The sequence below is a fragment of the Nocardioides carbamazepini genome, assembly GCF_024614185.1.
Lineage (GTDB): Bacteria > Actinomycetota > Actinomycetes > Propionibacteriales > Nocardioidaceae > Nocardioides > Nocardioides carbamazepini.
In genome coordinates this window covers 39,039-61,397 of the sequence record NZ_JAHTLF010000010.1, presented here as the reverse complement: position 1 = coordinate 61,397, position 22,359 = coordinate 39,039, and the positions used below count along the sequence as shown (strand labels likewise).

At 70.5% G+C, this 22,359-nt stretch carries 20 protein-coding genes and 1 pseudogene; 11 read left to right on the top strand and 10 right to left on the bottom strand.

Going from position 1 to position 22,359, the window contains the following annotated elements; genetic code table 11:
- Positions 1-45: 45 nt before the first annotated feature.
- The 5 genes from KVF89_RS05145 (at position 46) to KVF89_RS05125 (ending at position 4,193) form a co-directional block, all read left to right on the top strand.
- Positions 46-990, top strand: a complete 945-nt coding sequence (locus tag KVF89_RS05145; protein WP_257423956.1) for a 1,4-dihydroxy-2-naphthoyl-CoA synthase — start codon at positions 46-48, stop codon at positions 988-990.
- A gap of 142 nt (positions 991-1,132) precedes the next feature.
- Positions 1,133-1,579, top strand: coding sequence for a DUF7660 family protein (locus KVF89_RS05140; protein ID WP_257423954.1), 447 nt, complete (start codon positions 1,133-1,135; stop codon positions 1,577-1,579).
- Positions 1,580-1,591: 12 nt separating this feature from the next.
- The gene (locus tag KVF89_RS05135) at positions 1,592-1,939 is read left to right on the top strand and encodes a hypothetical protein (RefSeq protein ID WP_257423953.1); all 348 of its coding nucleotides are present in this window, start codon (positions 1,592-1,594) and stop codon (positions 1,937-1,939) included.
- A gap of 441 nt (positions 1,940-2,380) precedes the next feature.
- Complete coding sequence (locus KVF89_RS05130; RefSeq protein ID WP_257423967.1) at positions 2,381-3,619, top strand: IS110 family RNA-guided transposase; 1,239 nt, start codon at positions 2,381-2,383, stop codon at positions 3,617-3,619.
- A gap of 142 nt (positions 3,620-3,761) precedes the next feature.
- A complete protein-coding gene (locus tag KVF89_RS05125) occupies positions 3,762-4,193 on the top strand; it encodes a hypothetical protein (protein ID WP_257423951.1) in 432 nt (143 codons plus the stop codon).
- Between the two features lie 48 nt (positions 4,194-4,241).
- Here KVF89_RS05125 and KVF89_RS05120 read toward each other — a convergent pair whose 3' ends face one another.
- From KVF89_RS05120 to KVF89_RS05110, 3 genes are read right to left on the bottom strand one after another with little or no spacing between them, the layout of a single operon-like run.
- Positions 4,242-5,456, bottom strand: coding sequence for a DUF6086 family protein (locus tag KVF89_RS05120; protein WP_257423965.1), 1,215 nt, complete (start codon positions 5,454-5,456; stop codon positions 4,242-4,244).
- Positions 5,457-5,461: 5 nt separating this feature from the next.
- Entirely contained in the window at positions 5,462-6,070 is a 609-nt protein-coding gene (locus tag KVF89_RS05115) for a hypothetical protein (protein WP_257423949.1), read from the bottom strand.
- Between the two features lie 13 nt (positions 6,071-6,083).
- Entirely contained in the window at positions 6,084-6,986 is a 903-nt protein-coding gene (locus tag KVF89_RS05110; RefSeq protein WP_257423947.1) for a tyrosine-type recombinase/integrase, read from the bottom strand.
- 345 nt (positions 6,987-7,331) lie between these two features.
- Between KVF89_RS05110 and KVF89_RS05105 the strand changes: the two genes are divergently transcribed.
- Both KVF89_RS05105 and KVF89_RS05100 read left to right on the top strand, forming a co-directional pair.
- Positions 7,332-8,180: an addiction module protein gene (locus KVF89_RS05105; protein WP_257423945.1), complete on the top strand. Its 849-nt coding sequence runs from the start codon at positions 7,332-7,334 to the stop codon at positions 8,178-8,180.
- Complete coding sequence (locus tag KVF89_RS05100) at positions 8,177-8,494, top strand: type II toxin-antitoxin system RelE/ParE family toxin (protein ID WP_257423943.1); 318 nt, start codon at positions 8,177-8,179, stop codon at positions 8,492-8,494. The genes KVF89_RS05105 and KVF89_RS05100 overlap by 4 nt, the downstream gene beginning before the upstream one ends.
- A gap of 19 nt (positions 8,495-8,513) precedes the next feature.
- Here KVF89_RS05100 and KVF89_RS05095 read toward each other — a convergent pair whose 3' ends face one another.
- A complete protein-coding gene (locus tag KVF89_RS05095) occupies positions 8,514-9,467 on the bottom strand; it encodes a GlxA family transcriptional regulator (protein ID WP_257423942.1) in 954 nt (317 codons plus the stop codon).
- A 108-nt stretch (positions 9,468-9,575) separates the two neighbouring features.
- Between KVF89_RS05095 and KVF89_RS05090 the strand changes: the two genes are divergently transcribed.
- On the top strand, positions 9,576-10,211 hold the full coding sequence (locus KVF89_RS05090; RefSeq protein WP_257423940.1) for an isochorismatase family protein: 636 nt from the start codon (positions 9,576-9,578) through the stop codon (positions 10,209-10,211).
- A 91-nt stretch (positions 10,212-10,302) separates the two neighbouring features.
- Here KVF89_RS05090 and KVF89_RS05085 read toward each other — a convergent pair whose 3' ends face one another.
- From KVF89_RS05085 to KVF89_RS05075, 3 genes are read right to left on the bottom strand one after another with little or no spacing between them, the layout of a single operon-like run.
- Complete coding sequence (locus KVF89_RS05085) at positions 10,303-11,058, bottom strand: SDR family NAD(P)-dependent oxidoreductase (RefSeq protein WP_257423938.1); 756 nt, start codon at positions 11,056-11,058, stop codon at positions 10,303-10,305.
- Entirely contained in the window at positions 11,055-11,918 is an 864-nt protein-coding gene (locus KVF89_RS05080) for a fumarylacetoacetate hydrolase family protein (RefSeq protein WP_257423937.1), read from the bottom strand. Before KVF89_RS05080 ends, KVF89_RS05085 begins: the two co-directional genes overlap by 4 nt.
- A 52-nt stretch (positions 11,919-11,970) precedes the next feature.
- Complete coding sequence (locus KVF89_RS05075; protein WP_257423935.1) at positions 11,971-12,777, bottom strand: IclR family transcriptional regulator; 807 nt, start codon at positions 12,775-12,777, stop codon at positions 11,971-11,973.
- A 65-nt stretch (positions 12,778-12,842) separates the two neighbouring features.
- On the opposite strand from KVF89_RS05075, the gene KVF89_RS05070 reads away from it, so the two are divergent.
- On the top strand, positions 12,843-15,647 hold the full coding sequence (locus KVF89_RS05070; RefSeq protein ID WP_257423933.1) for an FAD-binding and (Fe-S)-binding domain-containing protein: 2,805 nt from the start codon (positions 12,843-12,845) through the stop codon (positions 15,645-15,647).
- Positions 15,640-16,479: pseudogene (locus tag KVF89_RS05065) on the top strand (aldose epimerase family protein); the annotation flags it as partial. The gene KVF89_RS05070 and the pseudogene KVF89_RS05065, both read left to right, overlap by 8 nt.
- A gap of 152 nt (positions 16,480-16,631) precedes the next feature.
- Here KVF89_RS05065 and KVF89_RS05060 read toward each other — a convergent pair.
- Together KVF89_RS05060 and KVF89_RS05055 are read right to left on the bottom strand one after the other, a co-directional pair.
- Positions 16,632-17,717 carry an ABC transporter ATP-binding protein gene (locus KVF89_RS05060; RefSeq protein WP_257423931.1) on the bottom strand — a complete coding sequence of 362 codons (1,086 nt, stop codon included), beginning with the start codon at positions 17,715-17,717 and terminating at the stop codon, positions 16,632-16,634.
- A gap of 85 nt (positions 17,718-17,802) precedes the next feature.
- Positions 17,803-19,347: a hypothetical protein gene (locus KVF89_RS05055; protein WP_257423930.1), complete on the bottom strand. Its 1,545-nt coding sequence runs from the start codon at positions 19,345-19,347 to the stop codon at positions 17,803-17,805.
- Between the two features lie 123 nt (positions 19,348-19,470).
- Between KVF89_RS05055 and KVF89_RS05050 the strand changes: the two genes are divergently transcribed.
- A complete protein-coding gene (locus KVF89_RS05050) occupies positions 19,471-20,772 on the top strand; it encodes a type III PLP-dependent enzyme domain-containing protein (RefSeq protein WP_257423928.1) in 1,302 nt (433 codons plus the stop codon).
- Here KVF89_RS05050 and KVF89_RS05045 read toward each other — a convergent pair.
- Positions 20,769-22,358 (bottom strand): N-acyl-D-amino-acid deacylase family protein, encoded by a 1,590-nt coding sequence (locus KVF89_RS05045; RefSeq protein WP_257423927.1) that lies wholly within the window; start codon positions 22,356-22,358, stop codon positions 20,769-20,771. The two genes, KVF89_RS05050 and KVF89_RS05045, sit on opposite strands and share 4 nt — an antisense overlap.
- Position 22,359: the final 1 nt, after the last annotated feature.

The window sequence follows — 22,359 nt, the reverse complement described above, 5'->3', positions numbered from 1 at the left end:
GACCACGCGACGGCCCGCTATTCCAGACCGGTTAGCGTTCGGCCCATGAGTGCGATCGAGGGCGTGAGCGAGACGTTCGACGCGAGCCAGTGGGACGTGGTGCCCGGGTTCGAGGACCTGACCGACCTGACCTACCACCGCGCGAAGGCGCACGGCACGGTGCGGATCGCCTTCGACCGCCCTGACGTGCTCAACGCCTTCCGCCCGCACACCGTCGACGAGCTGCTCCGCACGCTCGAGCATGCCCGGATGTCGGGCGACGTCGGCTGCGTGCTGCTGACCGGCAACGGCCCGAGCCCCAAGAACGGCAAGTGGTCGTTCTGCAGCGGCGGGGACCAGCGGATCCGGGGCAAGGCCGGCTACCAGTACGAGGATGTCTCGGCCGGTGCAGCAGACACCGGTGCCGAGGAGCCCAGCCCGATCGACAAGGCCAAGCTCGCCCGCCTCCACATCCTCGAGTGCCAGCGGGTGATCCGGTTCATGCCCAAGGTGGTCATCTGCGTGGTCCCCGGCTGGGCGGCCGGTGGCGGCCACAGCCTCTTCGTGACCTGCGACCTCGCGCTCGCCTCCACCGAGCACGCCCGCTTCAAGCAGACCGACGCCGACGTGGGCTCCTTCGACGGCGGCTACGGCTCCGCGTACCTCGCCCGCCAGGTCGGCCAGAAGTTCGCCCGCGAGATCTTCTTCCTCGGCCAGGAGTACTCCGCTGAGGACGCAGTCCGGATGGGCGCCGCCAACCGCGCCGTACCCCATGCCGAGCTCGAGGCCACCGCGCTGGAGTGGGGCCGGCTGATCAACGGCAAGAGCCCGACCGCCCAGCGGATGCTCAAGTACTCGTTCAACCTGCTCGACGACGGCCTGGTCGGCCAGCAGCTCTTCGCCGGCGAGACCACCCGGCTCGCGTACATGACCGACGAGGCACAGGAGGGCCGGGACCAGTTCCTGGAGAAGCGGGAGCCCGACTGGTCGCCGTACCCCTGGTACTACTGATCTGGCGCGTTTGCGCAGGTCAAAGACCTGTTAGGGCCTCGTGCGTGGCAGATGCGTGGCAAGAATCGTGGTTGAGGTTCGCGGATCCTGCCCAGCGGTGACCTTGCGTCCTGGGATGCCGTTCGAGTGAAAGACTCACCGCATGGAGATCTCGTCGGTCGGTGACGACGTCGCGGAGGTCCGACTGAGCCGGGCGGAGGTGCTCGCGATTCGGAACATCACGGAGCGGGCCGAGATGGTGCCATTCGAGTTGCGCGGACCGCACCAGATCTTCGAGCGCCTCGCCGCGCAGTTCGGTGCGGTCGCCGAGTCTATGGGGGACCCGTCGTGGGCGACGGGTCGGGCGACGCACGTCGAGCCCGAGTCGACGACCACCCGCGACGAGTTCGGTGACTTCGTGCTGGGGGTGCTGGCGGATTTCAGCGAGTCGGGCCGCAGCGAGTGGGAGAACAACACGCTCGAGCGCTTCCTGGACGGGCTAAGTGCGTTCGCGCTCGCCCGTGTGAATGGTCGTTCCGATGGGGAGCAGGAACAGCCGTCCTGGAACCTGTTCGCCGAGCTGATCGTCGCCGCCACTGGATACGAGTAGGGCGGAGTGGCTTTGACCGAGAACCGGACCGGCACCCTGCCTTCGCTCGATCGACTCGTCTACCTGCTGAGTGGTGAACTTCAGAGCGACGACCTCCCGCTATGGGAGATCGTGTGGATGCTCAACGCGTTGGCTCCCGCGGCACTGCTCGATGACAAGATCCGTCTCGCACGTCACGCGGCGTCGGTGCTGGTCGGCCAGTACGACCTTTGGCGCGGTGAGTGGCCGAACGGTCCAGTCGCTCCCTTGACTGAGGCGGAGCTGCAGACCCTCGCGACCGACGACGCTGTCTGGCACGACCCCGAGCACGCGACGTTGCTCGTGTGGATTCGAGAGGACGGGTCCGGCGCTGCCGACTGATCGCGTGACGCGAGCTTCGACATGGAGGTACGGGCGTCGCTGACCTACTTGGTGAAGGTTCGGGAGGTCAGGACGCCAGATGCGGAGTAGGTTTCGCGCCACCCGTTCCATGTTGCTGCGCTGAAACCGTTGGCGTCGGGCTCGAATGAGACCTAGCGATCCCCACGCTCCTGAGGGCTGACCTGTGCGCCGCTTGGTAGGCGAACGGCGGCCAGATAGCGCTCCGAGTCACGGAGCAACACAGCACACCTGTCAGTCTCAGGCCATTCATGGCGACCCCGTACGGCTTCTTGGTGCCGGTGAGCCCGCAGGTCAGCATGGCGGCGGAGGACTTCCACGGGAACCGTGGATTGGTGCCAAGAGCCCGAGCGTCAGACTTCCGATTTCTCCCTGTCCTCCCCACGACGGACACCCGTTGTGGACACCAGGAGGAGGCAGGCGATGGAAGTCGTTCACGGCCGGTGCGCCGGGCTGGACATCTCGAAGAAGGACGCCAAGGTGTGCGTTCGTGTGGCCGGCGCTGGGCGCCGCAAGACGGTCGAGACCGTCACGACTTGGAGCTCGATGACCAACCAGGTCCTCGCGCTGCGTGAGCATCTGATCGCTGAGAAGGTCACGTGCGTGGTGATGGAGGCGACCAGTGACTACTGGAAGCCGTTCTACTACCTGCTCGAAGACCTGCCCGGGGTGGAGTTGATGCTGGTCAACGCCCGGCATGTGAAGAACCTGCCCGGACGCAAGACCGATGTCGCTGACGCGACCTGGCTGGCCCAGTTGGGTGCGCATGGCCTGGTCCGGGGCTCGTTCGTGCCACCCGAGCCGATCCGGCAGTTGCGGGACCTGACCCGTGCCCGGACCGCGATCACGCGGGAACGCTCCCGCGAGGTCCAGCGACTCGAGAAGTTGCTCGAGGACGCCGGGATCAAGCTGTCCGTGGTCGCGAGCGACATCATGGGTGTGTCCGGGCGCGCGATGCTCGAAGCGTTGAACGCCGGCGACCGCGATCCCGCAGGTTTGGCGGACTTGGCCAAGCGAAGGCTGCGGTCGAAGATCCCCGAACTGAGCGAAGCGCTGGTCGGCAGGTTCGCCGAGCACCATGCCTTCCTCGCCCGGGTGCACCTGGACCTGATCGACCGCCACACCGCGGCGATCGCGGACATCACCGCACGGATCGAGGTGGTGATCGAACCGTTTCAGGGCTTCCGCGACCTGATCTGCACCATTCCGGGTGTCGCGACCCTGATCGCTGACGTCATCATCGCCGAGACCGGCGCGGACATGACCCGGTTCCCCACCGCCAAGCACCTCGCCTCGTGGGCCGGAACCACGCCCGGCAACAACGAGTCCGCAGGGCGGAAGAAGTCGACCCAGACCCGGCCGGGCAACCCTTACCTGCAGGGAGCGCTCGGGCAGGCCGCGATGTGGGCGGCCCAGCATCCGCACACCTACCTCGGTGCCCGGTACCGGCGCATCAGCCTGCGCCGCGGTCCACAGCGGGCGAACGTCGCCGTGCAGCACTCGCTCCTGATCGCGATCTGGCGCATGGGCACCACTGGCGAGCTCTACGAGGACCTCGGCGGGGACTACTACACTCGGCTCAACCCCGAACGCGCCCGCACCCGCGCCATCCGGCAACTCGAGGCAATGGGCTACCGCGTCACCCTGGACCAAGCATCCTGAAAACGCCCTGACGCGAAGACCCACCCGCTGTGGTCGGGGTGAATCTTCGCGTCAGAGGCCTGTCAGGGCCTCGTGCGTGGCAGATACGTGGCAAGAATCGCGATTGACGTGGCGCGAGTGGGTCGCGTGCGAGCATGTCTCTGTGGACCCGGGCGCCTTCCAACGCGAGTTTGGTCGCTACGTCAGGGCGGCGTTGGAGGTCGCGGATCGGTCCATTGATGTTCGCGACGAGGAGCGGGAACTGATCAAGCTCGTCGATCTCATTCGCCGCGAGCCGAGCCACGTCGATCAAGCTGAGCTGGCCTTGGCTGCGATGGTGCCACAGTTGTGCGAGTCACCTCCGCCCGCCGGTCTCGTCGAACTGCTGTCGTACAGCGTGCACGCACTCGGGCTCCCGAAGGTCGTCGCCGCCGCTAGGGACGCACGCGAGGCTGCGCTCACTGCCCTTGAGGCTGGGCCGTCATTGCGACCCTGGGAGCACGCTCGTCGATGCGAGGTCGTGATCGCGGCGGCCGATTCCGACTGGGACGAGCAGGACATGTACGTCTCGTTCGGCGGGCCGGGTTGGGACTAACAGAATCGCGAATCCGAGCCGAAACGGGCGTGATCGCCGCCCGAGCGGTCAGCAGTATGGCTCGTAGTCGACGCGGTCTGCCCGCCGCTTCCAGCCTGGCCATGGCCACGTGTTGCGCCAGCTTCGCGAGGTTTGCTGCCCGCCGCGAATCTCGGTGGATCCTCCCCGCCCGGCGCGGAAGGCGGTGGCTCGACCGTCGCGCGCCACGCTGACGAAATAGTCAATCGCTTCGACGTCTGCAGACGAATCGGTGCCGAGTTCGATCGGAACGCAGGCCGGGTCGTCGAGTGCGACAGTGCCGTGGTCGCCGGCGCCAAGATGGAGAACGACGCCGACGGACCGGACGTTGCTAGGTCGCAGACGCATTGTCGTCGCACGATCGTGCTCGGTGACCTCAAGGGTTGCCTGGTTCGAGAGGCTGCAAGCATGGGCGAGGAATCGTTCGCGCGACGTCTGGGCGTCCGCCGGGTCTTTCCAGCCCCAGGCCATGGCGGCCTCGCCGGCCGTGCGCGCACGGTCGAGCAGTTCGCCCTCCCACTTGTTGGGCGGCGGGCGCCATGACGCGACGAATCCAGCCCGCTCTGCAAGTGCGACCACAGTGAGAACCACGGCACCGCACGCGTCGGGCTGCAAGGACGTCACGAGTACGCGCGCGAATCGATCGAAGGCGCGCCGGTCGATCTGGCACTCGTCCGATTCCATCGGCCCGAACCCGGCCGGCTCCCCAGCGTCAGCTTCGAGCGCGCGCAGGGCCGCCAGGAACCTCTGCGCGCTTCCGGTCGCGGGGCTCCAGAGCGTTACGCCGTCGCATTCGAAGTACTGACTCACTGTATCAGCGTCCTTCGGGGGAGGCCCGAGAGCGATCGCTGGGCGGGCCGGCGGCATCCGAGTCGGGGCCGATGCGTCAAGAAGAATCACCTCAGCACGCCAGGCATCGAGGAGGTCCACGAGGTCCTGCAACGGCAACCGCTCCACGATGTCACTGTCGGGTGGGTCGTAGTCGTAACGCGCCTCGACGAGTCCGTCGACGTGCTCGAGGTAGGACGCGTTGCCGGAGAAGATCGCCGAGGCCCCTGAAACGCCGAGATGCGGACGGAACTCCTTCAGGGCCTCGTCGATCCAGTAGGTCGAGAGACCTGGCGGTGCGCCGCGTGGTGTCCGCGTCCCGATGCAGTCGTTGAGGACGTCGGTGAAGAGCGGCATCTCGTCGGATCGCGCGACCATGACGTCATCCGAGGGCGTCGTCGTGAACCTGAAGCGCATGGTCGTCACCAGATCCAGTGCGCGCTCGGGATGCCGAGTTCGTGGTGGGCGGGACGGTAGAGGCGAACGGACTCCGGTCCCTTGGCGGACGGGCCGCCGACCGGGAAGGCCAGTCGGTTCTCGCCCGAGTCGATGGCGACGTACTCGCCGTCAACGACAGACAGTTGATCAACGCGCTTGCCGATCAAGCGCGGAATCGAGGAAGGCCCGACCCCCGAGCATCCGATGATCCCGAACGGCTCGGTGTAGCCAGTGAGGATCACGTCGTCCATGTGCACCTCGATGAAGTCGTGCACGAAGTGGATACCCGTGATCTTCGACCCCCGCACGGCGTCGTTGGGGTCGGTCGAGGCAAGCGGCGCCGGATTGTGTCGGCCCAGTGCCTCAGCCGCGACCAGAGAGGGAATGGCGGACCAGTCGACCGCTTGGCCCGAATCCGCCGCGCGCTCAATGACTCCGGCCACGGCCTGAAAGACGACCTCGGCTGTGACTCCATCCCGTTCGTCCGGGCGGTCGTACGCGTGGTCACGTAGGTCCCAGAACGCACTTGCCACTGCCGCGTCCTGGGCCGGATCTCTGCGATGCGCGGATTCGCTGCGCCGCAACCATTTCATGGATGCAACGATCTCACCATTCGCGAACTTCCCGCGTCCGACTTGTTCCGCTGCCTTCAGTGGCGAGCACGGTTGCCGCCATGGCGGAAGCGGCGGCGCGAGTCTTGTCTTCGACGGTCGGCCAGAGATGTGCGTACGTGCTCAGCGTGGTCGTCGCGGAGGCGCGCCCCATCGCTCGTTGCACGGTGACGACGTCACATCCAGCGGCGATGAGTCCACTGGCGTGCAACTTGTGCGTCAGTCCCGCGTCAGTGCGGGTCGATCGCCAGCGATAGTCGACGAGGTTGTCGTGCCAGGGCTTGCCGCCCTCATCGAACAGCCAGCGGTCAGGCATTCCGGTCGGCGTGTGCTGGCGGACGTGTTCGGACAGGATCTCGATCAGCTCGTCTGGCAGGTAGATCGTCCGCTCGGAGCCGTACTTCGGGCGACGCACCACGACCGTGATCCCGCCCGCGGCGTCGACGAGGTTCTTGCCTTCAGTGATGTCGGCGGCCTTGGCTCGCTGCAACTGCCGGGCCACTCGGAGGGTGCGGCCGAGGAAGTCGACGTCCCCGACCTGGACTCCGAGAGCCTCACCACGCCGTAGACCGGCGAACGCGCACAGGGCGACGTACGCGGTGAAACTCGGCCGCGACCTCGGACGCTTGGGCGGCTCGGCGGCGTTCAGCAGCTTCGCCAAATCCGCGTGGGTCGGGATCCGCATCGCTGCCTCGGCCTTCCGCTTGCGCGGAAGGACAACCCCAACAGTCGGATCGCTGGCGATAAGGCGATCCGCCACGGCCGCGCGGAAGACGCCGCGCACGATCGTGAAGCGGGTGTCGATCGTGGTCGGCGCAAGGCGCGACGTCATGTTCTTCACCCAGGCCTCGATGTGCGAGCGCCGGATTGACCGCAGCTGCATGTCGCCGAACGTCACGCCTGCGGTGGGCGAGGTCGGCGTTCTCGCGTGTGGACGAGAGCCAGACCTGTCGGGGGGCCAGTCGGCGTAGAAGGCCGCGAAGGTCACCTTTCCGCCGGGTCGATCCAGTCGCCGCGGACGACCTTCGCCTCCTCGGTGGCGACCCAGCGTTTGGCGTCGACCTGCCGAAGCGGCGGCCAAACTGCGGGCGGCGGGAGCGAGATCCGACGCTCTGCTACAGCTCTCCGAGGCTGAGATCGACCAAGCGGTTGAAGACTTCGAGTGGCTTCGGGAGTCAGAGTAGGCAGTTTCCCGACTCCAAACTCGTGGCACAACCGTACCGTTGTCGGTACGGTTGTGCCCATGGCCTCCGCGGTGAAGTACCGGGATCTTGTGCGAGAGATTGCGCTCGGTGAGTACGGCTTCATCACCACCCAGCAGGCAGTCGCGGCGGGTGTTCCTGCGGTCGAGCTGCGGAAGCTGGCTGGCCGAGGAGCGCTGATCAACGTCGCCTACGGGATCTACCGAGTTCCTGACGCGCCCGAGTCGCCCTTCGACCAGTTCGCCGAGGCACTGCTGCGCACGGGCGACGGTGCCTACCTGCGAGGGGACTCGGTGTTGGCGCTGTTCGGTCTCGCTGACGTCAACCCCCGGAAGGTCCGCGTTGTCGCGCCGAAGCGAACCCGCGCGAAGTTTCCGGCGTTCATGACGGTGACTCCGCCTCCACGCGAAGCTCCCAACCTCACGAGATACGAGGGCTTGTTGGCGATGCGGGTCGCCGACGCGATCCTCGACTGTCGAGGCCGGATCGAGCCGACGCGATTGCGTGAGGCAGCTCGGGATGCTCGCAAGGAGGGCCTGGTGACTCGCGCCGAGTACGCGAAGTTGCGACTCGAACTGGAAGCGGGGGCTGTGGAGAGCGGGCCCGCCGCGGACACTCACGCGTACACTGAGGCCATGTCGCTGAGCGCATCGGAGTTCTACGAGGCGGGGATGAACCTGCCTCCTTCGGTGCGCAAGGACGTGGCGCTTCGCCTGTTGGAGTCACTGGAAGTCTCCGACGACGATTCGGTCGACCAGGCGTGGACAGCCGAGATCGGCTCGCGTGTTGACGACCTCCTCAGCGGCAACGTGCAGGCCATCCCCGGCGAAGAGGTTCTTGCTCGAATCGATGCGCGCCTGGCTGAGCGTGAGGCCGCCCGAAACGCATGAGCCTCGCCTTCGAGTTTCACCCGGAGGCGGAGACCGAGTTCGACGCGGACGTGTTCTGGTATGAGGATCGCGAGACCGGGCTTGGGCTGCGATTCAGGACTCAGGTCGGCGTTGCGATCGACGCCGCGGCCGCGGACCCGGGGGCGTGGGCGGTCTGGCCTGGCTGGGAGCGCGAGCCTCTTGTGCGTTCGAAGGGCGTGACGGGCTTCCCGTACCGCGTCATCTACTTCGTGCAGGACAACCGCCTCACGATCGTGGCGGTCGCCCACTCGAAGCGGAAGCCGGGCTACTGGCGGGAGCGGGTGAGCGAGTGACGTTCTCGGCTGAGGGGCCCTATGCCGGTGAGGGGGCGAACCGCCGCCGGTAGGAGGTCGGCGTGGTCGAGAAGGCCGTCGCGAAGTTCTGCCGGAAGGTCACGGCACTGCTGAAGCCGCAGGCGGCGGCGATCCGGGTGATCGGCCAGGCCGTGGTCTCGAGCAGCCGGCGGGCTTCGTCGAGGCGCTGTGTGAGGACCCAGCGCGCTGGTGTGGTCCCGGTGACCTCGGCGAAGCGGCGGGTGAGGTTGCGCCGGCTCATGCCGGCGTGGGCGGCCAGGTCGTCGAGGGCGAGACGCTCGTCGAGGTGGGCGAGGGCCCAGTCGATCGTGGGTGCGAGGTCGCCGACGCCTCCGGGCTGCGGCATGGGGCGGTCGACGTACTGGGCCTGGTCGCCTTCGCGGTGGGGCGCGACGACGAGATGGCGAGCGACGGTGGCGGCCGAGGCGGAGCCGAGGTGCGAGCGCACGATCGACAGGCAGGCGTCGATGGCTGATGCCGTGCCGGCCGAGGTGAGGACGTCGCCGTGGTCTCGGTAGAGCGCAGCCGGAGTGACGGTCACGCCGGGGCGCCGGCGGGCGAGCTCGTCGACCGCGCCCCAGTGGGTGACGACGTCCCTGCCGTCGAGGACGCCGCTGTCGACGACGGGGAACGCACCGAGGCACAGTCCCGCGATGCGGCTGCCACGGGCCTGGGCGGCGCGGATCCGGTCGGCCAGGGCCGGGTCGGTCGGGGGGAGGTCGTGCGGCCAGGACGGCAGGACCACGAGGTCGGCGTCGTCGACGACGTCGGGGCCTGCCACGTCGTCGACCCGCAGACCCTCCGCGGTGCGGATGCCGCGTCCGTCCTCGGTCCACACGACGGGGTCCCATCCTTCGGCGAGGCGGAGTCGGCCGACCTCGCCGAAGACCAGGAGGGGTGCGGCGAGGTGGAACATGGTGATGCCGTCGAAGGCGTGTACGACGATGCGCATGCTGGCCCGATCTCATCGAAAGTCGTCTTTCGTGCCACTCACGATACCGGCCCCGCAGCGACGACAGTGAGGGAGCCACCCCGTCCGATCGAACCGAGGAGAACCTCCGTGTCCACGCCCCGCCGCGCCCTGATCGTCGTCGATGTCCAGCAGGAGTACTTCGACGGGATCCTTCAGATCCAGTCCCCGTCCCGCGAGCAGTCGCTCGCCAACGTCCTCGCTGCGCTCGACGTCGCCGTGCGTGAGGACCTGCCCGTGGTCGTCGTCCAGCACGAGCTGCCCGAAGGTGCTCCGGTGTTCGCCGTCGGCAGCGACAGCTGGGCGCTGCACCCCGAGATCGAGCGGCGCCTGCAGCCGTCGTGGAAGCGGGTGACCAAGGACAGGAGCAGCGTCTTCGCGGGCACGGACGTCGCCGCGTGGCTGGCCGAGCAGGACGTCGACACCGTCACCATCGTCGGCTTCATGACCAACAACTGCGACATCGCCACCGCCGTGGGCGCCGAGGAGCTCGGCCTGGCCGCGGAGATCCTCTCCGACGCCAGTGGCGCGATCCATCTGGCCAACGAGGCCGGCAAGGTCTCCGCCGACCAGCTGCACCAGACCCTGCTCGTGCTCCTGCACTCCAACTTCGCCGCGGTCGCCAGCACCGAGGCCTGGGCCGCAGCCGTCGACGCCGGCGAGCCGCTCCCCAAGAGCGACCTCGGTACCTCCGCCATGCAGGGCCGCGCCGCCTTCGCCGGCTGAGCAGATCCGAGGTCACCGTTCGTGCGGGTGCGCGATGAACGGCGAGCTCTGCCGACTGCGGCGAAGCCCAATGTGAAGGATCCGACGCGGGTCACCCGACCCGGAGCGACCCCATGCCGCCGTCCACCGCGAGCACGGTCCCGGTGGTCGATGCCGCCAGGGGGCTTGCCAGATAGGCGATGGCGTTGGCGACCTCGTCGGCCGTGACCAGGCGGCCGAGCGGCTGTCGAGCCCGCAGTGCCGTCGCTTCGGCGTCGGGGTCGTCGGCGGTGGCGAGCAGGCGTCCGATCCAGGGGGTGTCCGCGGTGCCGGGCATCACGCAGTTGACCCGGATGCCCTCGCCGACGTGGTCGGCCGCCATCGCGAGGGTGAGGGCCTGGACGGCGCCCTTGGTGGCGCTATAGAGCGCTCGGTTGCGGACGCCGACCGCGGCGACCACGGAGCCGACGTTGACGACGGCGGCGTGGTCGGAGGCACGGAGCAGGGGGAGCGCGGCCGCGGTCATCCGCGCCGCGCCGACGACGTTGACGTCGAGGGCCCGGTGCCACTCGGCGCGGTCGTTGACGCTGACGTCGCCCTGGGCGCCGATGCCGGCGTTGTTGACGAGGATGTCGAGACGTCCGTACCGGCCCTCGATCTCGGCCACCGCGGCGTCGATCTGGGTGTCGTCGGTGATGTCGCAGGCGACGCTCGGCAGGTCGCCGTCCGTCGGCGGGGTGCGGTCGAGGACGACGACGGTCGCGCCGCGCTCGGCGAGCAACGCGGCGGTGGCCGCCCCGATCCCGCTCGCGGCCCCGGTGACGGCGGCGACCAGTCCGTCGAACTCAGCGGCTCGTGCGCCGGTCACGAGACGGACGCCGCGAGGACGCGCTGGCGCTGGGACCCGAGGCCGTCGATGCCCAGCTCCATGACGTCGCCCTCGGCGAGGAAGACCGGCGGCTCCAGCCCCATCCCGACGCCTGGAGGAGTGCCGGTGTTGATCAGGTCGCCGGGCTCGAGGACCATGAACTGGCTGAGGTAGTGGACGATGAAGTAGGGGTCGAAGATCATCGTCGACGTCGAGCCGGTCTGCCGGCGCACGCCGTTGACGTCGAGCCACATGCCGAGCTCGCCGACGTCCGCGATCTCGTCGGGCGTGGCGACCCACGGGCCGGCGGGGTTGAAGGTGGCGGCCGACTTGCCCTTGGACCACTGGCCACCGCGCTCGAGCTGGAAGGCACGCTCGCTCACGTCGTTGACCAGCACGAAGCCGGCGATGTGGTCGCGCGCCTCGTCCGGACCGGCGAGATAGCTGGCCCGGCGGCCGATCACGATGCCGAGCTCGACCTCCCAGTCCGTCTTGTCGCCGCCGCGGGGAAGCCGGACCTCGTCGTAGGGCCCGACCATCGTGTTGGGCGACTTGGTGAACAGGATCGGCTCGTCCGGAACCGCCTGGCCGGTCTCGGCGGCGTGGTCGCTGTAGTTGAGCCCGATGCACAGGATCTGGTGCGGGCGGGCGATCGGCGCACCGATCCGCACGCCGTCGAAGCGATGGGTCGCGCCGGCGGCCCGACGCTGCGCGACCTGGGCGCGCAGGGCGTCGTACCCGTTGGCGAAGAAGTCGGCGTCGTAGTCGGTCACGAGGTCGGACACGTCGACGTAGGAGTCGTCGTCCACCCGGACGACGGGCTTCTCCTGGCCGGGGTTTCCGATTCGCATCAGTTGCATGGGTGGGGTCCTTGGGGTTGTGGGATCGATCGGGAGTGGGTGCTGGGCGTGTTCAGGGGTGGCCGATGTCCTGGGTGCGCGCGATGATCGCCTTGATGCGATCCACGTCGTCGATCAGGCGGGCCAGGGGCGTGCGGTAGGCGATGGCGCTGACGCTGACCGCGCCCGTGGGGCGGGTCGGTGAGCCGAGGAAGAGCGGCACGGCCAGGCATGCGACGCCGGGCTCGTTCTCCTCGTCCTCGACGCTGAAGCCGCGCTTGCGGGAGAGGAGGAAGTCCTCGGCGAGGGCCTCGGGTGTGGTCCTGGTCCGTGGGGTGTGGGCCGGCAGTGCGACGTCGCCGATCCAGTCCCGTACGGCGTCGGCGTCGTCGAGCTCGTAGGACAGCAGCAGCTTGCCGACTGCTGTGCAGTGGGCGGGGTTGCGGCCGCCGATCACCGAGGTGAGCTTGACCGCGCCCTCGGCGGGGTCGACCTTGGCGCGGTAGATGATCGTGCGGCCGTCGAGCACCGCGTAGTGGGCGGTCTCGCCGAACTCCTCGGCGAGGGCCTCGAGGATCGGCTGCACGCGCTGGTGCTCGGGACGCGCCTCGTGGTTGCTGAAGGCCAGGCGCAGGAACTCGTCGCCCAGGACGTAGTGGCCTGCGCCGAGCAGGTTCGCGAAGCCGGCGCGGCGCAGCGAGGCCAGTGCGCGGTGCACGGTCGGCTTCGGGGAGGAGACGGCGCGGGCGAGCTCGTCGAGGCTCGCACCGGCGGGGCGAGCGGCCAGCTCCTGCAGGATGGCGAGTACGCGGTCGGCGCCCACGAGGGGCTCGGCCGGCGTGGGTTCCGCCTTCGCTCGGGACGCGCTACGCTCGCTCACATTCCAAATAGTAGAGCGGCGTTCCGAAAATTGGAACCAGGAAATCTCGTGAAGGAGCCAGATCCGTGGACGCACCCACCCTTCTCGCGCTGGAGAGCGCCGTCCCTGGCGGCGTGAGCGTCCGCGAGATCGACCGGCTCAAGCTCGCCCACGACGCCTCGCACTACCTGCTCACGCCGCAGGCCGTGCTCACCCCGGCCGATCACCTCCAGGTCGCGGCGCTCCTGCGCACCGCCGTGCGGCTCGACCTGCCGGTCACCTTCCGCTCCGGGGGCACGAGCCTCAGCGGCCAGGCGGGCACCGACCAGCTGCTCGTCGACACCCGCCGCCGGTTCCGCACGATCGAGGTGCTCGACGACGGCGCGCGGGTGCGGGTGGGACCCGGCGCGACGGTGGCGGCGGTCAACGCCCGCCTGGCGCCGTACGGGCGCCGGCTCGGTCCGGACCCGGCCAGCGAGACCGCCTGCACGGTCGGCGGCGTCATCGCCAACAACTCCAGCGGCATGACCTGCGGGACCACGACGAACACCTACCGGACCCTCGCCTCGGCCGTGCTGGTGCTGGCATCCGGAACCGTCCTGGACACGGCGCGTCCGGACGCCGACAGCCACTTCGCGCACCACGAACCGCAGATGCACCGGCGGATCGCCGAGCTGCGCGACCGGGTGCGCGCGGACCCGACGTCCGTGGCCGCGATCCGTCGGCAGTTCAGTCTGAAGAACACGATGGGCTACGGGATCAACGCGTTCCTCGACTTCGACGAGCCGGTCGAGATCCTGCTGCACCTGGTGATCGGCAGCGAGGGCACGCTGGCGTTCGTCGCGGCGGGGACCTTCCGGACCGTTCCGCTCAACACGCACCGGGCCACCGGGCTGCTGGTCTTCCGCGACCTGCGGGACGCGACGGACGCGCTGCCGGCGCTCGTCGCGGCCGAGCTGACGGCCATCGAGCTGATGGACGCCACCTCCCTCCGCGTGGCGCAGCGCGACCCTCAGGCGAGCGACCTGCTGCGCGGGCTGGCCGTGGACCGCCACGCCGCCCTGCTCGTCGAGTACCAGGAGGCCGCGCCCGCCGGGTTGGCCGACCGGGTCGGCGCCAGCGCCGCGCTGCTGGCCGGGCTGGACCTCTGCGCGCCGGCCACGCTCACCAGTGACGCGCGCGAGCGCGCCGCGTTGTGGCACATCCGCAAGGGGCTCTACGCGACGGTCGCCGGCAACCGTCCCTCGGGCACGACCGCGCTGCTCGAGGACGTCGCCGTCCCGGTCGCCTCGCTGGCAGCGGCCTGTGAGGACCTGGTCGAGCTCTTCGCCCGCCACGGGTACGACGACAGCGTGATCTTCGGCCACGCCAAGGACGGCAACATCCACTTCCTCCTCAACGAGACGTTCCCCGCCCAGGGGGCGGGCACGACCCAGCGGTACCTCGCCTTCACCGACGACATGGTCGACCTCGTGCTCGGGTACGACGGGACGCTCAAGGCCGAGCACGGCACCGGCCGGATCATGGCGCCGTACGTCGGCCGCCAGTACGGCCCGGAGCTCTACGACGTCATGGTCGAGCTCAAGCGGACCTGCGACCCCCACGGCATCCTCAACCCGGACACCATCCTGACCGACCGGGTCGACCTGCACGTGCGCGACCTCAAGACGACACCCACCGTCGAGGAGGAGGTCGACCGCTGCGTCGAGTGCGGCTACTGCGAGCCCGTGTGTCCGAGCCGCGACCTCACGACCACGCCCCGGCAGCGGATCGCCCTGCGGCGCGAGATCGCGCGTGCGGAGCAGGCCGGCGACACCGGGCTGGCCCAGCGGCTGCGCGCCGACTACGAGTACGACGGCACCGAGACCTGCGCGGCCGACGGCATGTGCCAGGTGGCGTGTCCCGTGCTCATCGACACCGGGCAGCTCACCAAGCGGCTGCGCGCCGAGAACGAGAGCCGGCTGGAAGGCCGGATCTGGAATGCGGCCGCCGGCCGCTGGTCCGGCGCCGTGCGGGTGGCGTCCGCCGGGCTGACCGCCGCGCACCGGGCACCCCGGCTCGCCTCCCGGGCCAGCAGCGCGGCCCGGCAGGTCGCCTCCGCCGAGAGCGTCCCCCAGTGGCAGGACGATCTGCCGCGCGGCGGGGCACCGCGCCGACCGTCCGCGGCGTCCGCGCCTGCTGCCGTCTACCTGCCCGCCTGCATCTCCTCGATGTTCGGCCCCGAGCCCGGCGGTTCGGGTGTCGCCGAGGCGGTGCGCTCGCTCAGCCGACGGGCGGGCATCGAGCTGCGGATCCCCGACGACGTCGCCGGGCTGTGCTGCGGCACGCCCTGGAAGTCCAAGGGGCACCTCGCCGGGTACGACGCCATGGCGGCCCGGGTCCGCGACTCCCTGTGGCGGGCGAGCGAACAAGGCCGGCTGCCGGTGGTGATCGACGCCAGCTCGTGCACCGAGGGCCTGGCCGAGATGCTGCGGACCGCGCCCACCGACGAGCTGGAGGTGGTCGACGCCGTGAGGTTCGTCGCGACCCGGCTGCTCGACCGGCTCGAGGTCCGCCACCGGCTCCCGTCGCTGACCCTCCACCCGACCTGCTCCTCGACCCGGCTCGGCCTGCAGGACGACCTGCTCCAGCTGGCGGAGGCGATCGCGGACGACGTCCACCTCCCCGCCGACTGGGGCTGCTGCGCCTTCGCCGGCGACCGCGGCCTGCTGCACCCCGAGCTCACCGCCGCGGCGACCGCCGCGGAGGCGGCACAGGTCCGCGAACGACCGACGACCGCCTACGCCTCGCTCAACCGGACCTGCGAGATCGGCATGACCCGGGCGACCGGCCGGCCGTACCGGCACGTCCTCGAGCTGCTGCTCGACGCCGTGGAGCCCGCCCGTGCCTGAGGTCGCCGAGCACGTGGTCGACGGGCACCCGGTGCGGATCGTCACGCTGGCGAACGCACACGGCCGGGCCGTCCTGGCCGACCTCGGAGCCCGGCTGATCGAGCTGCATCTGCCCGGTCGCGACGGCGCCCTGGCCGATGTGGTGCTGGCGCCGCCCGGTCTCGACGGCCTGGTCGGCGATCGGAGCTACTTCGGCGCCACCGTCGGCCGGTACGCCGGGCGGATCGCGCACGCGGCGTTCACGCTCGACGGGGTGACGCACCGGCTGGCGGCCAACGAGGGCGAGCACCACGTCCACGGCGGCGTGCGCGGCTTCGACCAGCACCGCTGGAGCACCGAGCTCGGCGGCGACGGCGAGACGGTCACCTTCCGCCACCGCTCGGCCGCGGGGGAGGAGGGCTTCCCCGGCACTGTCGAGGCCTGGGTGACCTACCGCCTCGACGCCAACACACTCACCATCACGATGGGCGCGACGACCGACGAGGCGACCGTCGTCCGGATGGTCCACCACTCCTACTGGAACCTCGCCGGCCACGACGCCGGCGACGTCCTCGGCCATGAGCTGCGGGTCGCCGCCGGGCAGCACGTCCCGCTGGGTGCCGACCTGCTGCCGTCGGGTGGACCGCGGCCGGTGGCCGGCACCCCCTATGACTTCCGCGCCCCCCGGCCGATCGGCGCGGGCAACGCGGTCGCCCGGGACGGGCGCGGGTACGACGACGTCTGGGCGCTCGACGGGACGGGACTGCGGGTGGCGGCCTCCCTGACGGACCCGGCCAGTGGCCGGCGGCTCGAGCTGACGACCGACCAGGCCGGGCTCTGCGTCTATGCGGGTGGCCACCTCCGGGGCGTTCGCGGGGGTCGCGCTGGAGCCGAGCGGCTTCCCCGACGACGTCAACCGCCCCGGCTTCCCCTCGCCCGTCCTGCGGCCGGGCGAGGTCTACCGCAACGAGATGCGGCTGACGTTCACGGTGACCTGACCGGAGGTCAGCGGCTCAACCGCTCCCCGGTCCCGGTGTCGAAGACGTGCACCTGTGCGGGGTCGGTGGTGACGTGCACGGTCTCGCCCTTGCGGTGCTCGCGGCGGGCCTCGACCCGGATCACGATGTTCTCCGGTGTCCCGGCGACGTCGCTGGTTCCGTAGAGGTAGCCGTCGGCGCCCAGCTCCTCGACGACGGTGACCTGGACCGGGAGGCCACCCTCGCCGGGCCCGACGAGGCGCCAGCTCTCGGGGCGGACGCCCACCGTCGCGCCGTCCCCGGTCAGCCCGGTGATCGCATGCCGGTCGACCGGCACGGTGTAGCCGCCGATCGTCGCGGCGCCGTCGCTCACCGTGGCCCGCAGCAGGTTCATGCCGGGGGAGCCGATGAAGCCGGCCACGAAGAGGTTGGCCGGCCGGTCGTAGAGCGCGAGCGGGGTGTCGACCTGCTGGAGCACCCCGTCCTTCATCACCGCGACGCGATCGCCCATGGTCATCGCCTCGACCTGGTCGTGGGTGACGTAGACGGTCGTGACGCCGAGCCGCTGCTGCAGCGCGGCGATCTGGGTGCGGGTGGAGACGCGCAGCTTGGCGTCGAGGTTCGACAGCGGCTCGTCCATGCAGAACACCTGCGGGCGTCGTACGATCGCGCGGCCCATGGCGACCCGCTGCCGCTGGCCGCCCGAGAGCGCCTTGGGCTTGCGGCCGAGGAGGTCGCCGAGGTCGAGCAGCCGGGCGGCCTCCTCGACGCGGGTGCGCCGCTCCTCCTTGCCGATGCCGGCCATCTTCAGCGAGAACGCCATGTTCTCCGCGACCGTCATGTGCGGGTACAGCGCGTAGTTCTGGAAGACCATCGCGATGTCCCGGTCCTTCGGCGGGACGTCGGTGACGTCCCGGTCGCCGATGTGGATCGCGCCGGAGGTCACCTCCTCGAGCCCGGCGAGCATCCGGAGCGAGGTGGACTTCCCGCAGCCGGAGGGTCCCACCAGGACCATGAACTCCCCGTCGGCGATCTCGAGGTCGAGGTCGTCGACGGAGGGCTTGTCGGCGCCCGGGTAGACCCGCTGCGCCTTGTCGAACGTGACGGTGGCCATGTCGATCAGCATCCTTCACCGGCAGGAACGTGCCGGACGATCCGTAGTAGAGGGTGGGGGTACGTGGCGCCGCCGCGCCCGGTTGCTACCGGGCGCGGACGACGATCGGGTTGGACGTGACGTGCGCGCCCTCGTCCAGGAACATCCGGGCGACCAGCGTGTGCACGCCGGGGCCCAGGGTGACGGCGCCGAGGTAGGGGCTGCCGAAGGACGCGTCGACCAGCCGGCCGTTGTCGTACCACTCGACGCGCCGCTCGCCGGCTCCCGCGCTGGACAGGGTCAGCAGTGCCCGGGTGCCGGCCCGGACTGTCGAGCGGTGGGTGAGGCCGGTGATCTCGACGGTGGGGCTGCTGACGACGGCGGGACGGGAGTCCTTGTCGGCGAACCCGTCGGCCTTGCAGAGGTCGAAGCCCAGCGCCGCGCCCGCGTCGAACTTGGTCCGGGCGCGGGTGATCGCGGCCTGGAGCCCGGGGTAGGCGTTGTCCGTCCACCACTGCATCTTCTCGTTGTAGATCCAGACGTACTCCTCGGAGTCGAGCAGCGACTGGTAGACGTTGTGCTCGGTCCAGGCCTCGAAGTCGGCGCTCGCCAGCTGCGGGTAGTACGACGGCGTGAACGCGAACCCCGCCTTGTTGCCGCTGACCAGGTCGGAGTAGACGACGCTGCCCTGCGAGGTGCGTGCGTACTTCTCGGTGTTCTTGGCGGACAGCAGGTAGTCCGCGCTCTCGCGGAACTGGCCGTCGAGACGCCACTTGGTCGTCTCGTCGAAGTAGAACTGCGCCTCGCCGCCGTCGATGATCGTCGCGCGCCGTCCCAGTCCGTCGAGCATCCCGTCCATGAAGGCGACGTAGGTCGCGGAGGGCGAGATGTCGGGGCTGTTGATCGAGTCGAAGTACTCGCGGTGGTAGCGCCACATGTAGGCGCCGTTGAGGCAGTAGATCTTGATGTCCGGCTTGACCTGCTGCAGCGCCCGGACGAACTCCGCGCCCCGCTTGCGGACCTGGTCCATGACCTGCTGCCGGGTCTTGCCGGGGTGGGCGACGTACGCCCACTGGTTGTGGCCGTAGTTCTCCTCGTCGAAGAAGATGCCGGTCGCGCGGGCGGCCTTGACGGCGGTCGCGATCGCCGATGCGTTGCGTCGGATGACCCGCCAGTGGCTCTCGTCGAACCAGTTCATCTCGCTCTTGGGCCACCCGGTCCACACGGACAGGAAGTTGTCCCGGAACCGTCCCCAGCTCAGCGACTCGAGGATGTCGAGCTTGAGGTCGGCGGCCGTCAGCGGGGTCAGCGAGAACGGGTTGGTGATCGTGGTCAGTGGACCGTTGGCCGGGTCGTCGCGGCCGTCGGAGAGTCGGCGGTTCTCGTGCAGGTTGAACACGAGGCCGTCGAACGGCTTGTCCTGCATGTCGGCGAGGTGGTCGCGCAGGAACTCGGGGCCGGGCATGTCCCAGCCGTACTCGATGAGCTTGCGGTCCATCGAGCCGCGGCCCGTGGTGCCGCGGGCGGCTTCCGTGGCCGGGGTGGCCCCGGCCGGGCCGGCCCCGGCGGCGCCGGCGGCGACCGTCGCGATCGAGCCCGCGACCACCGCGCCGCCGCCGAGCCTGACGAGATTCCTTCTGCCCAGGTCCATGGTGCTCCTCATAGTCGAGATACGTTTGGTTATGCCGAACAATGTTCGTGAGTGTGGCAGGGCTCGCGGGGCGAGGGCAAGAGGTTCGGCGGAATCAAGCGGTCAGGTGGTAGTTTGTTCGGCATGACAGAACGCCTGGATGCCTCGATGTCGTTCGGTCCCGGGGATGACGACGTGGTCGTCGACCCGACGATGAAGGCGTTCCGGCCGCGGCACGAGGGGCAGGACGTCCGCGGCCTGATCGCGGCGGGGACGACGCTGGCCGACCTGGCCCTTCCCCTCGTCACGCTGAGCGCGCGCCAGGTCGAGGCCAACCTGCGCACGATGGCGCAGTGGGTCGCGGCGCAGGGCGTGGAGCTGCAGCCGCACGGCAAGACCACCATGGCACCGGCGCTGTGGCGCGCGCAGCTCGCGCACGGGGCTACCGGGATCACCGTGGCGACGCCGTGGCAGCTGCGGGTCGCGGCCGGAGCTGGGGTCACGGCGATCCAGCACGCGGGCGCGATCGTCGACCCCGCGGCCCTGGCCGACCTCGCCCGGCTGCTCGACGCGCGTCCCGAGCTCGAGGTCGTGGTCTGGGCCGACTCGGTGCGGACCGTGCGCCTCCTGGCGGCGGGCTATCGAGCCGCGAGCCGCCCGCTGCCGGTGCTCGTGGAGTGCGGGGCGCCCGGGTCGCGGACCGGTGCGCGCACCGCCGCGACGGCGCTCGAGGTCGCCCGCGAGATCGCCGCCGACGCGCGCTTGGAGCTGCGCGGCGTCGCGGCCTGGGAGGGCGCCGTGCCCGCGGCCGCCGAGCCCGGCTCGGGCGACCCGGTGGCCGACTTCTGCGACATCGTCGTGGCCGTGTTCGAGGAGATCGAGCAGGCCGGCCTGTTCGCCGCCGGTGCGGTCCCCGTGATCACGGCCGGGGGCAGCGCCCACTTCGACGTCGTCGCCGCCCGCTTCGGACCGCTCGCCGCCGGGCCCGCGCCACGCGCCCGCGTGGTGCTGAGGTCCGGGTGCTACGTCACGCACGACGACGGCTACTACGCGCGCCGCTCGCCGCTCGCGGCCTCGGGTGGGCTGGAGCCCGCCCTGCACGTGTGGGCGCAGGTGGTCTCGCGGCCCGAGCGTGAGCTCGTCGTGCTCGATGTCGGCCGCCGTGACGTCTCCTTCGACCAGGACCTGCCCGTCCTGCTCGGCCTGCGCGGCGCGGACGCCGAGCAGACCCGGGAGGCGATCGCGGGCGCCGTCGTCACCGGGCTCGACGACCAGCACGCCCGGGTCGCGGTGCCGGCGGGGTCCACCCTGGCGGTGGGCGATGTCGTCCGGCTGGGCATCTCGCACCCGTGCACCACCTTCGACAAGTGGCGCGTGATCCCGGTCGTGGACGACGCGCTCGCCGCGGTGCCGCGCCTCGTCGGCGCGGTCCGAACGGTCTTCTAGCCCGGGGCGTGATGGCGCAGGCCGCGGCCGGACGTTGTGCCGGTCAGCTCGCCGTCGCGCAGCACGAGCCGTCCGGCGACCACGACGTCGTCGATGCCGCGGGTCCGGAGCCGGGGCTCGGCGTACGTCGCCCGGTCGGTGACCGCCGCCGGGTCCACCACGACGAGGTCGGCCACGTGGCCCGGCGTGACCGTGCCGCGCCGGCCGAGGCCGAAGCGGCGGGCCGGCTGGCCCGCGAGGTGGTCGGCGGCCTGCGCCCAGGTGAGGTCGCCGCGCTCGCGCACGTTGCGGGCGAGCACGCGGCCGAAGCTACCCCAGCCGCGGGGGTGCGGCGTGCCGGGCTGGTAGATGCCGTCGGTGCCGACCATGTGCCGCGGGTGCCGCACGAACGCGGCCAGGTCGTCGGCGGAGCGTCCTGGTGGCAGCGGTATGACCACGCTGACGTCGAGCTCGCTGTCGACGAGGACGTCGATGACGAGCTGCGCGACCGTCCGTCCGGTCATGGCCGCGGCCCGGCCGATGGACGAGCCGGTCAGGTGCGCGAAGGCGGGGCCGCGGACGTGGGCGAGCGTCATCCGGTCCTCCCAGCCCGCGCCTAGGTAGGGGACGTCGGCGGCGCGGGGCAGCCACTCGGCCTCGAGCCAGGCCCGGTACGTCGGCCGGCGCAGCATCTCCAGCGCGCCCGCGGTGCCGCGCCGCAGCAGGTCCTCGGGGAGCAGCGGCATGCTCAGCATCGTGCAGCCGGAGCGGTAGGGATAGGCGTCGAAAGTGAGGTCGTGTCCATCGGCCACCGCGCGGTCGACGAGAGGCAGCAGCAGGTCCGGCGGGCCGTGGTAGTGCGAGACATGGGCGCGGACACCGGTCGCCGCGCAGACCAGGGCGATCTCGTCGATGCCCTCGGCCGCGTTGTGCTCGTAGCCCCCGCGCATGTGGGTCACGTAGACCCCGCCGGCCTCGGCGACCACGGCACACAGGGCGGCCAGCTCGTCGGTCGTCGCGAACCGCCCGGGCACGTAGTCGAGGCCGCTGGACAGGCCGACCGCGCCATCGGCCAGCCCGGTCCGGAGCAGGTGACGCATCCGGTCGAGCTCGTCGGCGTTCGGGGGCCGGTCGTCGAGGCCGAGCACCTCGGCGCGGACGGTGCCGTGCGGGACGAGGTAGGCGAGGTTGAGGGGGGCCCGTCCGTCGTGCTGCGCGAGGAGCGTCGCGACCCCGCCGCCCCGGTACGACGGGTGCTCGCCGTTGAGCGCGCGGAAGTAGTCGGTGGCGTAGCGCCCGTCGCCGGGGGCGTACGAGACGCCGTCCTGGCCGCCGATGACGGTGGTGATCCCGTCCGCGAGCAGCGCGTGCTGGACATCGGGTTCGAGGACCGCGGCGTCGGCGTGGGAGTGGGTGTCGACGAAGCCGGGCAGGACCAGCCGGCCGGTGCAGTCGACGACCTCGTCGGCGTCCCGGCCGAGCCCGCCGGTCGGGCCGACGTGGGTGATGACGCCGTCCGCGACGACGACATCGGCGAGCCGCGGCTCGGGCCCGGTCCCGTCGACGACGCCACCGCCGCGCAGGAGGAGGGTCGGTCCGGCGGCCACG